The 13,442-nt window shown below is 43.1% G+C and carries 15 protein-coding genes; 2 read left to right on the forward strand and 13 right to left on the reverse strand.

The window, feature by feature from the left end; translation table 11 throughout:
* Positions 1 to 100 precede the first annotated feature (100 nt).
* The 7 genes from BMZ78_RS05755 to BMZ78_RS05785 all read right to left on the reverse strand — a co-directional run bounded on the left by BMZ78_RS05755 (position 101) and on the right by BMZ78_RS05785 (position 7,536).
* Positions 101 to 1,495, reverse strand: a complete 1,395-nt coding sequence (locus BMZ78_RS05755; RefSeq protein ID WP_093228745.1) for an MFS transporter — start codon at positions 1,493 to 1,495, stop codon at positions 101 to 103.
* A 46-nt stretch (positions 1,496 to 1,541) separates the two neighbouring features.
* Entirely contained in the window at positions 1,542 to 2,489 is a 948-nt protein-coding gene (locus BMZ78_RS05760) for a ketopantoate reductase family protein (RefSeq protein WP_175482319.1), read from the reverse strand.
* Between the two features lie 114 nt (positions 2,490 to 2,603).
* Positions 2,604 to 4,139: an acyl-CoA carboxylase subunit beta gene (locus BMZ78_RS05765; protein ID WP_093228749.1), complete on the reverse strand. Its 1,536-nt coding sequence runs from the start codon at positions 4,137 to 4,139 to the stop codon at positions 2,604 to 2,606.
* A gap of 133 nt (positions 4,140 to 4,272) precedes the next feature.
* Positions 4,273 to 5,052, reverse strand: coding sequence for an enoyl-CoA hydratase-related protein (locus BMZ78_RS05770; RefSeq protein ID WP_217644995.1), 780 nt, complete (start codon positions 5,050 to 5,052; stop codon positions 4,273 to 4,275).
* 8 nt (positions 5,053 to 5,060) lie between these two features.
* Positions 5,061 to 5,942, reverse strand: a complete 882-nt coding sequence (locus BMZ78_RS05775) for a hydroxymethylglutaryl-CoA lyase (protein ID WP_093228753.1) — start codon at positions 5,940 to 5,942, stop codon at positions 5,061 to 5,063.
* A 12-nt stretch (positions 5,943 to 5,954) separates the two neighbouring features.
* Positions 5,955 to 6,173 (reverse strand): acetyl-CoA carboxylase biotin carboxyl carrier protein subunit, encoded by a 219-nt coding sequence (locus BMZ78_RS05780; RefSeq protein ID WP_175482320.1) that lies wholly within the window; start codon positions 6,171 to 6,173, stop codon positions 5,955 to 5,957.
* Positions 6,174 to 6,195: 22 nt separating this feature from the next.
* Positions 6,196 to 7,536, reverse strand: a complete 1,341-nt coding sequence (locus tag BMZ78_RS05785; protein WP_341849623.1) for an acetyl-CoA carboxylase biotin carboxylase subunit — start codon at positions 7,534 to 7,536, stop codon at positions 6,196 to 6,198.
* A 178-nt stretch (positions 7,537 to 7,714) separates the two neighbouring features.
* On the opposite strand from BMZ78_RS05785, the gene BMZ78_RS05790 reads away from it, so the two are divergent.
* Positions 7,715 to 8,188 (forward strand): N-acetyltransferase, encoded by a 474-nt coding sequence (locus BMZ78_RS05790; protein ID WP_093228756.1) that lies wholly within the window; start codon positions 7,715 to 7,717, stop codon positions 8,186 to 8,188.
* A gap of 33 nt (positions 8,189 to 8,221) precedes the next feature.
* On the opposite strand, the gene BMZ78_RS05795 is transcribed toward BMZ78_RS05790, so the two are convergent.
* Together BMZ78_RS05795 and BMZ78_RS05800 are read right to left on the reverse strand one after the other, a co-directional pair.
* Complete coding sequence (locus BMZ78_RS05795; RefSeq protein WP_093228757.1) at positions 8,222 to 8,830, reverse strand: RsfA family transcriptional regulator; 609 nt, start codon at positions 8,828 to 8,830, stop codon at positions 8,222 to 8,224.
* A 367-nt stretch (positions 8,831 to 9,197) separates the two neighbouring features.
* Complete coding sequence (locus tag BMZ78_RS05800) at positions 9,198 to 9,959, reverse strand: enoyl-CoA hydratase/isomerase family protein (RefSeq protein WP_175482321.1); 762 nt, start codon at positions 9,957 to 9,959, stop codon at positions 9,198 to 9,200.
* A 133-nt stretch (positions 9,960 to 10,092) separates the two neighbouring features.
* Here BMZ78_RS05800 and BMZ78_RS05805 point away from each other — a divergent pair, with 133 nt between their 5' ends.
* The gene (locus BMZ78_RS05805; protein WP_093228761.1) at positions 10,093 to 10,347 is read left to right on the forward strand and encodes a DUF2626 family protein; all 255 of its coding nucleotides are present in this window, start codon (positions 10,093 to 10,095) and stop codon (positions 10,345 to 10,347) included.
* 62 nt (positions 10,348 to 10,409) lie between these two features.
* On the opposite strand, the gene BMZ78_RS05810 is transcribed toward BMZ78_RS05805, so the two are convergent.
* The 4 genes from BMZ78_RS05810 to resA are packed head-to-tail and all read right to left on the reverse strand — an operon-like array spanning position 10,410 to position 13,360.
* On the reverse strand, positions 10,410 to 11,525 hold the full coding sequence (locus tag BMZ78_RS05810) for a class I SAM-dependent methyltransferase (RefSeq protein WP_093228763.1): 1,116 nt from the start codon (positions 11,523 to 11,525) through the stop codon (positions 10,410 to 10,412).
* A gap of 26 nt (positions 11,526 to 11,551) precedes the next feature.
* A complete protein-coding gene (cysK, locus tag BMZ78_RS05815; RefSeq protein ID WP_093228764.1) occupies positions 11,552 to 12,520 on the reverse strand; it encodes a cysteine synthase A in 969 nt (322 codons plus the stop codon).
* Positions 12,499 to 12,816: a rhodanese-like domain-containing protein gene (locus BMZ78_RS05820; protein ID WP_093228766.1), complete on the reverse strand. Its 318-nt coding sequence runs from the start codon at positions 12,814 to 12,816 to the stop codon at positions 12,499 to 12,501. Before BMZ78_RS05820 ends, cysK begins: the two co-directional genes overlap by 22 nt.
* A gap of 13 nt (positions 12,817 to 12,829) precedes the next feature.
* Positions 12,830 to 13,360, reverse strand: a complete 531-nt coding sequence (resA, locus tag BMZ78_RS05825; protein ID WP_093228769.1) for a thiol-disulfide oxidoreductase ResA — start codon at positions 13,358 to 13,360, stop codon at positions 12,830 to 12,832.
* Positions 13,361 to 13,442 lie beyond the last annotated feature (82 nt).

Raw genomic sequence — 13,442 nt, forward strand, 5'->3', positions numbered from 1 at the left:
CATCGATTTCCTATCTTTTCCTAAGTTATTTATTTTAAGTATAACATGTTATAACAACAAGAAAACCCTGCCATGTCCATAAATGTTTTCCATCTTCATTTCATTGACTCTTTTTTTGTTTTTCTTTCCAATGCAGTAACAGGCTGAAAAAGACTCCTACCATTGAGCTTTCTGCAGCCAAAGTGAACATATAGTCAAAAGCGGCATCAATGATTTTTCCTTGGGCATCCGGAGTATACCAGTATACCAGATCCGGTTCCCAAATGTTTAGCAGCTGAGCCATCACAACAAGTCCTAATGAACCACCCGCTGCCCGAAACATTCCCAGTACAATCAAACCGCTTCGCCATCGTTCAGGCTCAATCAACCGGAAAAGAGTCCGATGAACAGGAGCATGAATGGTAAATCCTACTCCGAACCCGAATAAAATGAAAAGAAATACAATGACCCATATATCTTCTACCCAAAAAAGAAAAAGATAAGCAAGTGCCGAACAAAAAAAACCCCATCCCGAAATAACAGGGAACGACTTTTTTGAAAGGTAACGTTGTATTAACCAAAGGGTAAAAAAAGAAGAAACCAAAATAAGTGACAAAATAACACCATACAAAAGGCTATGTTGTTTGAAAAGATGAATGAACCACCACGGTAATAGCGCTAACATCGCCCAACTAAAACCGGTCATTGCCACTAATAGATATAATAACCAAAGATACGGCTTTCCAAATAGATGAGGTTCAAAAAATGGATAGCGTTTTTGCCGTTCAACCATAAATAAAATCACGATGAGTCCAAAGGAGACGATGAGAAGTGGTAGTACAGTGGGATGAGTCCACGCCCTCCATTCCCACGGCAATAAAATGCGCGTCATTGCTACCATCATGAGCAAAATCATCAGTCCAAAAACAAGAATCCCTAAACTAAAGCCTGTTCGAGTACCCACATTTTGTACAGGTAACCATTTGTTTAACAGAAAAAAAAGAAAGAATGCAAGAAGGAGATTTAACATGAATAAGCTTCTCCAGCCAACTATCTCCACCCAGATGGTTGAAAAAACCGGTGAAAAAATCAATAAAGCACTGCCAAGCCAGATGATCAGCCGTTCTTTTTTCGATGTTGACTGAAACAGCCGTTTCACTCTTTGAGCTATAAAAGGAACCATTCCACTGGCTCCAAATGCCTGTAATCCTCTACCACACAAAAACATCAGCCATCCCGTACTGATGCCAGCCAGAAATGAGCCGATAGCGAAAAATAATAACGCAAAACCGATCTCATACCTCCTGCCTGCGAAATGTGCCCATCTTTCCATGATGGGGAGTGCTACCGCAAAGCAGATGAGATATAACGCCACTGCCCATACACCCCAACGGATGGACAATTGAAATTCCTGCATAATCCAGTTCAGCGCAGGAATCAGTACAACCATATCCAGCACACTTAAATAGATGGTAATCGTTGACGTCATGATCGGCACTTTTTTTCCACTAGCCAAGTAAAATTCTCCTCCAAATAATCGCTTTTGTATTATTTCAGGATAACTATTCTCTTCTTTTTTTACTCATCTGTTGCTCTTCTTTTTGGTGAACTTGCTTCACCAACTTTTCATTGATGGGGGTAGGCACTTTTTCTTCTTTTCCATATTTCACGACTGCACCATTCAAATAGTCAATCTCCGTTTGCACACCTTTTTGCATATCTTGCAACATGGAGGAAATATTCTGGGCTGTTTGTTGACATACGCTAGTCACTTTATAGAGGATATTGCTCAATTCAAAAGAAAATCCTTTTCTGTTCGCAACTGCTACGACTTCTGCACAGATTTGTTTCATGATCCAAGTATATGTTGGTTTCAATAATTCTCCATTGCGAATTTGCTCCAGTGCCGTAAGTGGATTAATTGCACAATTAATCGCCAGTTTTTCCCACATCTTTTTGGCAATTTGCCCATCCAAGTTGATCTGGAAACCAAAACGGTCAATCAGTTCAGCTATCCATTTTTCCAAAATCGGATCCGTTGGCAAAAAGTCTGGAAAAGCACCGATTGCTATTTCACCGGTGCCAGTGTGTTTTACTCTATGATCCGAAATCTTTCTTGCTCCTTCTGTCGTTATAGCTGCATAGGTCCATGGACGATTCTTCAGTCGGGCGATTTGTTTTTCGTGCCCCAATCCATTTTGCCAAAACAGCAAACGGGTTGCAGGATGAGTGATTTGCTGAAGAACAGGGATGACCTCTGCCAGATGTACCTGTTTGACTGTAACTAGTATGAAATCAAAAGAGGAAGGAAAACAATCTTGTACCCACTTCGCACAGACAGGGATGGTTTGTGCTTTACCATCGAGCCACTCAATCTGGATTCCCTGATCATTTATCGATTGCTGTTGCTCCTGGGTACGGGTAATCAATGTCAGTTCATGCCCGGTTTGTGCCAATCTGGCTCCCCATAAAAGTCCAAGCGAACCACATCCAATAATGGCTATTTTCATTTTCGCCACCACCTTTTTCAGAAACAAAAAAGGAGCGATCATGCTCCTAAGATGTTTTACAAAGTTTCCGTTATATGTTTATCAACGGCCTCAGGAGCTATGATGCTCCTCTCATTATACAGGATAGACCGGGTGTTTTCTCTCACTAAATTGAACACGTTTACTTGCATAAGCCTCAAAACGATGGATCAGTTCTTCTCTTAAACGATCCGGAGAAACAATGCCATCAATAATCAATTCGCTGGCTAAACGATAGATATCAATATCTTTTTTATATTCTTCTCTCTTTTCTTGCACAAAACGGGTTCGCTCCGGTTCTGCAAGTTCGGCAATTTTATTGCTATACACCGCATTGACGGCAGCCTCAGGACCCATCACAGCAATTTGCGCTGTAGGTAAAGCCAAACAGCAATCGGGTTCAAATGCCGGACCAGCCATCGCATAAAGACCGGCTCCATATGCTTTTCTTACGATCACAGAAATCTTGGGAACAGTCGCCTCTGCCATCGCTGAAATCATCTTCGCTCCATGGCGAATAATCCCCGCACGCTCAACTTGTGTACCAATCATAAAGCCAGGTACATCGGCCAAAAAGAGGAGTGGAATATTGAATGCATCACATAATGTAATAAATCGGGCCGCCTTGTCAGCCGAATCGACAAACAAAACGCCACCTTTTACTTTAGGCTGATTGGCAATAATTCCAATCGTTCGTCCATTCAGGCGTGCAAAACCTGTAATGATTTCTTTGGCAAACAATGGCTTGATCTCAAAAAAGCTGCCTTCATCCACTAAACCATGAATGAATTCCAGCATATCAAACAACATATTTTGGTGATCAGGTACAATCTCTGAAAGGGATCGTGCATTTTTGGGTGGCAACTTTGCTGTCGCTACTGGTGGCTCTTCCTTCCAGTTTGGCGGGAAATAGCTTAAATATTGCCGGGCTAAAGCGATCGCTTCTTCTTCGTCCTTGGCCAATAGATCACCACAACCACTCACCGTGCAATGCATACGTGCACCGCCCATCTCTTCCAAAGTCACTTTCTCGCCAATCACCATCTCAGCCATGCGTGGTGATCCCAGGTACATACTCGCATTTTTATCCACCATAATGACCACATCGCAAAAAGCTGGAATATAGGCACCACCAGCCGCTGACGGACCAAATAGGATACAAATTTGCGGAATCATTCCCGACAATTTGACCTGATTAAAAAAGATTCGTCCTGCTCCACGACGTCCTGGAAACATTTCAATCTGATCCGTAATCCGTGCGCCTGCAGAGTCCACCAGATAAAGCAGCGGAACCTTCAGTTTTTGCGCTGTCTCCTGAATACGAATAATCTTTTCTACTGTCCGTGCTCCCCATGAGCCTGCTTTCACCGTTGAGTCATTGGCCATGACACATACAGTTTGCCCATGGATCTTTCCAATTGCGGTAATCACGCCATCTGCTGGCAAATTTTCAGCCATACAATTGGCAAACAAACCGTCTTCGAGTTGAAAATCGCCGTCAAACAGGAGCTCCAATCTCTTACGGACGAACAACTTATTCTGCTTCTCCAGTTTTTCGTGATATTTTGGCGCTCCACCTGCCTTGATTTGTTTTTCCTTTTCCTGTAGCTGTTTGATCCAGGATTCGTTCATAATTCCTCCTCCTTATGCTTAAAAGTCTATCCAACATACATTTCCTCATGGATGGGGAAGGGAATTGCATGATCAAAAGGCCCTGTAAAACAGGATCCATACAATTCCCTGCGATCTCGTTTTTAAATTTCCTTTATTTTCCAATATATCGAGGTTTACGCTTTTCCTTAAATGCTTGTAAACCTTCCAGACGATCTCTGGTCGGAATCAATGTTTCATAAGCTTTTGTTTCCAACGCCAATCCAGTATCCAGATCCACTTCACACCCATGGTCAATCGCAAACTTGGCTTGAGCCAAAGCAAGCGGGGCATTTTCTTTGATTAATTGAGCCATTTCCTTCGCATGCACCAGTTCTTTTCCTTTCTCAACGACACGATTGACCAATCCAATAGCAAGTGCCTGTTCTGCCGAAATTTTTTGTGCGGTAAAGATCAATTCCTTCGCTTTCGCTTTCCCCACAATACGTGGCAAACGCTGGGTTCCTCCTGCTCCCGGAATAATGCCCAACGAAGTTTCGGTCAAACCGAGTAGAGCATGACTTCCGGCAATTCGCAAATCACAAGCCAAAGCCAGCTCCATTCCACCTCCCAGTGCCAGACCATTAATCGCCGCAATCACAGGTTTGGGTAATCGTTCGATTTTGGAGAAAGTTTCACGAATGAGGAAAATATAGCGGCGAACCTGTTCCTCGGTAAATGTACGTCGTTCCTTCAAATCAGCCCCAGAACAAAAGGATTTTTCCCCCGCACCGGTAATAATTACGACCCGTGTATCACGATCATGCACCAGCTCATCCACTACATGGGATAATTCTTGCAAAGCAGGATAATTGAGCGCATTATAAACTTCTGGACGATTTAATGTCAGAACCGAAAGGCCATCTTCTTTCTCCCATTGAATCAAAGCGATCATCCCCATTTTTATTTGCTATAACTTTGCAGTACCTTGGAGGGAAGCTTTTTACCCAACTGCTCTTCCAGCCATCGACTTGTTTGGCATAAAGCCTCCAAATCGACTCCGGTATCAATCCCCATCCCGTGTAGCATGTAAACCAGATCTTCCGTTGCTAAATTCCCTGAAGCACCTGGAGCATAAGGACAACCACCCAACCCTCCAAATGAACTGTCCACGGTGGTAATTCCACACTCCAAAGCTACATAGGCATTCACCAGTCCCGTACCACGGGTATCATGAAAATGTACAGCCAATTGATCAGATGGAAGTGCACGTAAACATTCTTTTAGAACCTGTTTGACCTGATTGGGAGTAGCCACACCAATCGTATCTCCCAAAGAAATTTCATACACACCCATCTCAATCAGCCGTTCACAAATCGTGATCACCTGTTTGATGGAAACTTCCCCCTCATAAGGACAGCCAAAAACGGTAGATACATACCCACGTACTTTTTTTCCATGCATTTGCGCCTTTTCAATAACTTCCTGCAAAACAGGAAAAGTCTCAGCAATACTTTTATTTATATTTTTTTGATTATGCGATTCACTGGCAGACATAAAAACGGCATACTCGTGAATGGATGTCTGGAGTGCCCGCTCTAAACCTCTCTGATTCGGAACAAGCGCTCGATAGTTAACATCCCGATTTTTGGGTAACTGACTCGCCAACTGATCGGCATCAGCCAGCTGTGGAACCCATGTGGGATGAACAAAAGAAGTAACTTCGATTTCTTTGATTCCAGCAGCAATCAACTTGTGAATCAGCGTCAATTTTTGATGGGTAGACAAGACTGACTTTTCGTTTTGCAAACCATCCCGAAGACCAACTTCCACCACCTTAACCATATGTTCACCTTCCTAGTCTGCTAACTCCACGAGCACATCTCCATCACTCACAAAAGACCCTTCTTCCACTTTGACATCCTTAACAACACCTGTGTAATCTGATTGAATGGGAATCTCCATTTTCATCGACTCCAAAATCACAACTTCCTGTCCAGCTTCTACCTGATCTCCTGGACGAACCAGTACTTTCCAAACTGTTCCTGTCATACTCGACTGAATTTTGGCCATCATCTGCACTCCTTTACATGAAAGATTATCTTTGTCTCATCTCATCCAATAGCTGCGTATGATAATGCCCTTTTACAAACTGCGGTTCTTCCAAAACCCTTAGCAGTGCCGGAATATTGGTTTGAATTCCTTCCACTTCAAAGGCTTGTAATGCATCTTTGCTTTTTTCGATGACTTCTTGACGATTGCAACCGCTTACAATGCACTTGGCAATTAGGGGATCGTAAAAAGGAGAAACTGTATTTCCTTCTTTTACGCCTGCATCTACACGTATTCCCTTTCCGTCCGGGAAGCGAAACCTCGTTATTTTTCCTGGTGCTGGCATAAACCGGATCGGATCTTCCGCATAAATGCGAAATTCGATCGCATGTCCTTTCGATTGAATTTCTTCCTGCTTAAAGGGCAAAGGTTGACCACAAGCAATATCGAGTTGAAGGGAAACCAGGTCCAAGCCAGTAATACATTCCGTTACGGGATGCTCCACTTGTAAACGTGTATTCATCTCTAAAAAGTAAAATACGTCATCAGGCCCAACCAGAAATTCAACGGTTCCTGCCCCTGTGTATTGAACAGCCTGGGCTGCCCGCATCGCTGCATCATGTAATCGCTTTCTTGTTTCTGGACGGATGGAAGGAGACAGGCTTTCTTCAATCACTTTTTGATTTCGGCGCTGTACCGAGCACTCTCGTTCAAACAGATGAAGCACATGTCCCTGTGAATCCGCTATGATCTGCACTTCAACATGCCTGGATTTGCCAATCCACTTCTCCATAAACAGGGTGTCGTCACCAAAATAAGAACGGGCACGGGTTTGTACAGAAGAAAAGATCTTGTTCAATTCCTCAGCTGTATGACAAACATGCATACCAATGCCGCCACCACCGGCACTCGCTTTGATCATTACCGGAAAACCGATTTGTTCAGCTGCATGGATGGCTTCTTCTACATTTTGGATTTGATCCGTACCAGGTACAGTGGGAACACCCGCTTTTTGCATGGTTTTTCTGGCCATGACTTTATCTCCCATCAATGCAATCACGGCAGGAGCTGGTCCGATCCATGTGAGCCCTGCATCGATTACTTTTTGGGCAAACTCGGCATTCTCGGATAATAATCCGTACCCTGGATGAATCGCATCTGCACCCGTTTCCTGGGCAGCCCCAATAATCGCATCCATCTGGAGATAACTTTTCGCTACAGGAGGAGGTCCTATACAAACCGATTCATCTGCCTGTTCCACAAATGGAAGCTCTTGATCTGCTTCGGAATAAACGGAAACGGTCTTGATTCCTCTTGCTTGGCAAGTTCGAATAATACGGCTGGCGATTTCACCACGGTTGGCAACCAATACCTTTTGGATAGCCATGATCTCATCCTTTCCATCTGTCAAGAAAAGGCTAAATTTATATAATTTTCTATTTAAGATAATAAAATAAACCATTCATGGAGTCTTTCGACAAAAACAAATAAATTCCTGCTAAAAAATTCAAATGATATATAATAAGAAGAAAGACACCCCAAAATAAAAATTGGAGGAAATTTTTATGCAGACTTACCAAGTGGAAAAGTTAAAAATCAACTTTAAAACATTGGAGGAATTTAAAAAATTTCGCGAATATGGATTGGCTGAATTATCTATGCTTGAAGATCTGGAAGGCAACTTAATTGAAAACAATTCAGATTCTCCTTTTTATGGTATTTATCAGGATGGAAAATTAGTCGCCCGTATGTGCTTATATCATGTTGATGCCAAATATGACCGTTATTTCGATCCGCAACAAGATTTTCTCGAATTATGGAAACTGGAAGTATTGATTCCCTATCAACGGTTGGGACTCGGTACTGCTTTGGTTTCTTATGCCAAAAGCCTTTCTTTGCCGATCAAAACCAATGCGCGTAACCGTTCTGCTCCTTTCTGGAAAAAAATGGGGTTTCAGCCTGTTCGCTATAACCCCGAACGCGACCGTGGCGAGAGCCCTTATGTATGGTTACCAGAAGGCGTTTCACTCAAGGATTAAAAAAATAGCCCCACTATTTGTGGGGGCCGTGTTTTATTTATCGATCCGCTCCAGATTCCCATTTTCCTCCATACGAAATTTGGGTTTGATGGTCTCTTTCGCTTCTTCTAATAGAGTCATCTTGCGAGCACGCTCCATAATTTGAACCAAAGTACGATAATCATCATTGACAACTTGGTAATTGCTCTGTACTGAGTTGAGCTGACTTTTCATCTCATTGTTTTCTCTTTCCAATCTTCGCAGTTGTTCTTCCCGTTCAGCCAACTCTTTTTCTAGCTGTTTCTGTTGTTTGCGTAATTCGCCTACTTCATTTTTATGTTGCCTTAAAAACCGAATAATATGATCAAGCGAATACAGAGGATCTTGAAAATGATCGTCAGAAGAATAAGTAGAGTAGGAAATCCTCCGTTCCTGACTTCGTTTCTGCCTTTGGGACTTCGCTATCTGAATGGCGCTTTCATATTTTTTCCTGACAAAACTATTCCAACGAAACCCACAAGCAGCAGGCGTTCTTCCCAATTTTTGCGCTACTTCTTCAAAAGCAGCCAACTGGGTTCCTCCCTCGCGAATATGGCGAAGAGTTACTTCAGCCAAAATCATATCATCTTCAGGTGTCCAGGCATCTTGGCGTTTAACGGTCAAAAAAAACTCCTCCTTATTCTTTCATTTTGTTATGGGCTAAACAGAAAGTTATCTGTTCTATCTGTATGCTAATGATATAAAACCTAGTATATGTAACTATTTCTTTTTATTACCTAAACCAGGTGGAAGTATACACCTGAATCTGGCGAAAAAATACGTAGATAAACTAGAAGTCATTTCAAAAGTCCCTGGAGTTACAGATCGCTTTGAGTACCCGCTCCGTTTTTCCGACTTGTTCCAATAGTGCCCTGCAAGTAGGTATCTCAGGGTCGCTCCAAGCCGGAAGCAAAAAAAGCGGGCAAAATACGCTCCCGCTTAAGTGGATATTGCCCGCTTTATTCAGATCTGCACTTTCCGCCTTTCCTGCTCAACTGGATCGGCCCGTACGTTTCAAAAACGCCTCAACTTGTTGTCGATGTTCTGGACTCTCCCATAATTCAGAACAACTTTCTGCTTCCATTTGATAAGTAGATGGGTAGTTTCGACCCATTTTCGCTATCTGTTTATAGGTTTGAATCACTTTACCTGGTACACTGGCCACTTGTTTGACAAACATTTCCACTTCTTCATTGAATCGGTCAGCTGGATAAAGCCGGTCAACCAATTGAAGTTCATACGCTTCCCGTGCCGAAATTCTTTCCCCCGTAAGAAGCAGCGACAGGGCTTGTCCCGCTCCCAATTTACGGAAAAGGCGTCCGGCACCGCCCCACCCCGTCGTAATATGCAAATGAACCTGAATAAAGCCGAATTGTGCTTTTTCTGAGGCAAGACAGAGATCACAACTGGTGACAATCTCACATCCCCCACCCACCGCAATTCCTTCCACGGCAGCAATTGTCAGACAATCCAATTGATCGATTCGTTCCAGCAGCCTTCCCATTCGAGACATAATCGGATAAATTTCTTCCTTTGTTTCTCGTTGATGAAACTCCCGCACATCTCCACCTGAAACAAAAACACGTTCGTCTCCTGAAAATACGATCACTTTCAATTCTGGATCCCGTTCCCATTCGGCAATCACTTGCTCCAATTCCGTCATCATTTGCAAATTGACTGCATTTCTAACTTCTGGACGGTGAAACTGAATTCGTCCAATTCCATCTTTTTTTGAGACTAGAAGTGTCTGCATTTTGAACATCCATCCTTCATCGCTTGATACCCTAGAACGCTCTAGGTATAATAAATCTGTGATTGTATGCACAAATTAATATATAAAACAAATCGAACTAAGGCACCTAGTGTTAGAAAGGGGTGGGCGAAGCATGGGTCGTATGTTTCAAGTGCTCGGCTTTTGGACTTTGGCAATGGCACTGATGTTTTTAGCCGGTGAATTATATATACCAGCTATCCTCTTTTTTGTACAAACAGCCTTATTCATTATTTTAGGTCTGCTTAACTTAACCGAAAAAACTTACATGTACTTATTTGCTGCATACATGTTTATTGCATTTTGCGGCATGGTCTGGTATGCCACCTTCATGATGGATGTACCAGCTGCACACGCACCCACTCATTAAGGAAAAAGCTCCCCATGGGAGCCTTTTTCCGTTTATATGAAGATCAATCCGTTCAACTTCTCCTATATTTTCATTGGACATCCTCTTCTTTTCACTTGCAATAATACACGAAATACCTCTCCCATTCCATAGGGATGAATCAATTGCTGAATAGCCCGTTGCTGTTTGGATTCTGAACTGAATGGATCGATCAACCGGTTCTTCGGATACCAGTCCAAAATTCCCTCTTCGATGAGAAACTTTGCTTGAGTCTGAAAAGAAAGGGTCTGAAGTCCCCATTCCTCTCCCCAACGCATCAGTGAACTAAAATTCACATGACTGGTCACATCCACTTCCCCCACATCTTCGTAGGGATTTGAGAGCAGTCGATGCTGTTTGATATAACGAATGGTTCCATTTCTTCGCTCGGGTACCACCAGTTCTTCGGTTGTTCCGCCATAATCAATCGTAAGTAGATAGCCTGTCTCGATCCAGTTCGCTACTTCTTTTAACCACTCATACGCTTGCAAATTCACTTCGATCGTTTGTCCTTCATCGAGCGCTATCCGAAAAACTTGAAGATATTCTCCAATGTCAGCCGTTGATAAAGGACCCAATGTCTCTTGAAAAGTGAGGGACTCAGGATCAACGGTCACATAGATCTCATGTGGTTTCCCTGCTACACAACGAATCCTGTGTACTGGAAATGCATCCACCAGCTCATTGCTATACACGATGGAAAAAGGATAACGTGGAAGTTCTGAAATGCGTCCGGCCCATTGACAGGATACAGGTAAAGCATGGAATCGCTCTTTTTGCCTCTCTCTTAAAAATGGACTCGTTTCTACAAGAATCAGATGAAAGGAATCAGGTGAAACCCCTTTTTCTAACAGACCTGTCACTACCTGCTCAGCCAGACGCCCATCTCCCGAACCCATTTCTACCAATGCCCAGGGTTCTTTGAGACCGACAGGGCCTGAAAGACGATAAATCGCCTGACTTAGTACCTTACCAAAGACTTCTCCCACATGTACGTTGGTAAAAAAGTCTCCCTCTTTGCCAAAATGCTGACGCTCTTTTTGATAATATCCCCACTTTGGATGATAAAGATGAAGTTCCATCCACCTGGCAAAAGTAAGCGCCTGCATGGGCTGTCTCTTCATTTCCTCGATCATCACTTGTTGTAAAGAATGGACCACCGGTTCATGCCCTCTTTTCTTCCAGGCTATTTTTCTGAAAAAACTTCTGTACTTAAATAGCGCTCTCCTGTATCAGGTGCAATACACAAGACCCTTTTGCCAGTCCCTAACCGCTTGGCGACTTGCAGCGCCGCCCAAACAGCAGCACCTGACGATGGTCCAACCAGTATTCCTTCGAGGCGAGCAAGCTTACGAGTGATCTCCATCGCTTCTTCATCGGTTACATGAAAAATTTCATCATAGATTTTTTGGTTTAAAATAGGCGGAATAAAACCAGGACTTGTCCCCGGAATCTTATGTGAACCTGGTTTTCCACCTGCGAGGACAGGAGAATTTTTTGGTTCAACCACCCCGATAAACAAATGGGGCAAGTGCTTTCGTAAATACTCACCCGTTCCCGTAATCGTGCCTCCGGTTCCAGCTGTAGCTACAAAAGCATCCAGTTTTCCGTCCATCTGCTCCAATATTTCCGGTCCTGTCGTCCGGCGATGGACATCTGGATTGGCCAGATTCTCAAACTGATAAGGCATAAAGGAATGTGGAATCTTTTTCATTAATTCTTCTGCAATTCGAATGGCTCCTGGCATCCGTTCATTTCCAGGTGACAGAACAACCTCCGCTCCATACGCTTGTAATATGCGTACACGTTCCACACTCATGGTATCTGGCATGACCAGAATCGTCCGATAACCCTTGATTGCCCCTGCCATGGCCAAACCGATCCCTGTATTCCCGCTGGTCGGTTCTATAATGGTCGACCCTGGCCGTAAATGCCCTTGTTCTTCTGCCCAGCAAATCATATTGTAAGCGGTTCGGTCTTTGACACTTCCACCTGGGTTAAATTTCTCCAGTTTGACAAAAACATCCGCACACGTTTCATCCACCAATCTCTGCAGACGCACCACGGGTGTTTGTCCAATCAATTCAGATAAACGGTTTACCGTACGGGCAAATGGAAAATGTCGGGTCTCATTTATTCGATGGGTCCCGTCCATTCCAACATCCCGCCTTTCATATTATACAGCTCTGAAAATCCTTTTTCTGCCAATACGTTACAAGCTAGGACACTTCGCCTTCCACTGCGACAAATCAGCATCAATTTTTTTCCCTGATATGGAGTCAGTTCGTGATAACGTTTTTCCATTTGATCATGAGGAATGTGAATGCTTCCTGGAATATGTCCTTCGTCATATTCCTCATCGGTTCGTACATCGACCCAAACAAAGTCATCTTTCACTTTGGCATATTTTTCACTCAGTTCTTTGGCTTCGATATCTTGATAGTTCTTCATCGGGATCACCTCTTTATTTTCTTGGCAAAATCTGATTGACATAAAGCTCAAGCTGGCTTGTATCCAAAGGCCCTTCAATCACTTGGGTGATTTTTCCTTGTGCATCAATGAAAATGCTGCTGGGTAGAGGACCTATTTTATACAGACGAACCACTTCCTTATTCCGATCCATCGGAATGGGAAAAGTAAGCTTATATTGGTGAGCAAAGTTGGATACTGCAATATCCGTTTCTGCAATATTTACTGCCAAAATTTCAAAACCTTTACTTTTATACTTCTCATATATCTTTTGCATCGCCGGCATTTCGGTACGGCATGGCGGGCACCAGGTTCCCCAGAAATTTAGCATAACTGCTTTTCCGCGCATTTCACTTAATTGTACCTCTTTACCATCGAGTGTGGTCAATTTAAAGTCAGGTGCTTCCTCACCGACTTGGGGCTTTTTTGTCTGTTTACTGGTTGCCTGGTAAATCGCAAATCCGAGTGCAATGATTAATACCAAAAAAATAATTCGTCGTACCCACATTCTCGTCTCTTTGTTCATCCTATCACCTTATTCTATTCCTGCTATCTCCGTACAAATTGTAACATATCAAAAAAAAAGCCGAAATGAAAAGCCATTTCAG

The organism is Thermoflavimicrobium dichotomicum (assembly GCF_900114055.1).
Taxonomy (GTDB): domain Bacteria; phylum Bacillota; class Bacilli; order Thermoactinomycetales; family Thermoactinomycetaceae; genus Thermoflavimicrobium; species Thermoflavimicrobium dichotomicum.

What these genes read in the sequence shown, in the direction of transcription:
- BMZ78_RS05760 (WP_175482319.1), bottom strand. Translation starts at nt 2,489, where the DNA reads ATGAAAATAGCCATTATTGGATGTGGTTCGCTTGGACTTTTATGGGGA.
- BMZ78_RS05765 (WP_093228749.1), bottom strand. Translation starts at nt 4,139, where the DNA reads ATGAACGAATCCTGGATCAAACAGCTACAGGAAAAGGAAAAACAAATC.
- BMZ78_RS05770 (WP_217644995.1), bottom strand. Translation starts at nt 5,052, where the DNA reads ATGATCGCTTTGATTCAATGGGAGAAAGAAGATGGCCTTTCGGTTCTG.
- BMZ78_RS05775 (WP_093228753.1), bottom strand. Translation starts at nt 5,942, where the DNA reads ATGGTTAAGGTGGTGGAAGTTGGTCTTCGGGATGGTTTGCAAAACGAA.
- BMZ78_RS05780 (WP_175482320.1), bottom strand. Translation starts at nt 6,173, where the DNA reads ATGATGGCCAAAATTCAGTCGAGTATGACAGGAACAGTTTGGAAAGTA.
- BMZ78_RS05785 (WP_341849623.1), bottom strand. Translation starts at nt 7,536, where the DNA reads ATGGCTATCCAAAAGGTATTGGTTGCCAACCGTGGTGAAATCGCCAGC.
- BMZ78_RS05790 (WP_093228756.1), top strand. Translation starts at nt 7,715, where the DNA reads ATGCAGACTTACCAAGTGGAAAAGTTAAAAATCAACTTTAAAACATTG.
- BMZ78_RS05800 (WP_175482321.1), bottom strand. Translation starts at nt 9,959, where the DNA reads ATGCAGACACTTCTAGTCTCAAAAAAAGATGGAATTGGACGAATTCAG.
- BMZ78_RS05805 (WP_093228761.1), top strand. Translation starts at nt 10,093, where the DNA reads ATGGGTCGTATGTTTCAAGTGCTCGGCTTTTGGACTTTGGCAATGGCA.
- cysK (WP_093228764.1), bottom strand. Translation starts at nt 12,520, where the DNA reads ATGGACGGGACCCATCGAATAAATGAGACCCGACATTTTCCATTTGCC.
- BMZ78_RS05820 (WP_093228766.1), bottom strand. Translation starts at nt 12,816, where the DNA reads ATGAAGAACTATCAAGATATCGAAGCCAAAGAACTGAGTGAAAAATAT.
- resA (WP_093228769.1), bottom strand. Translation starts at nt 13,360, where the DNA reads ATGAACAAAGAGACGAGAATGTGGGTACGACGAATTATTTTTTTGGTA.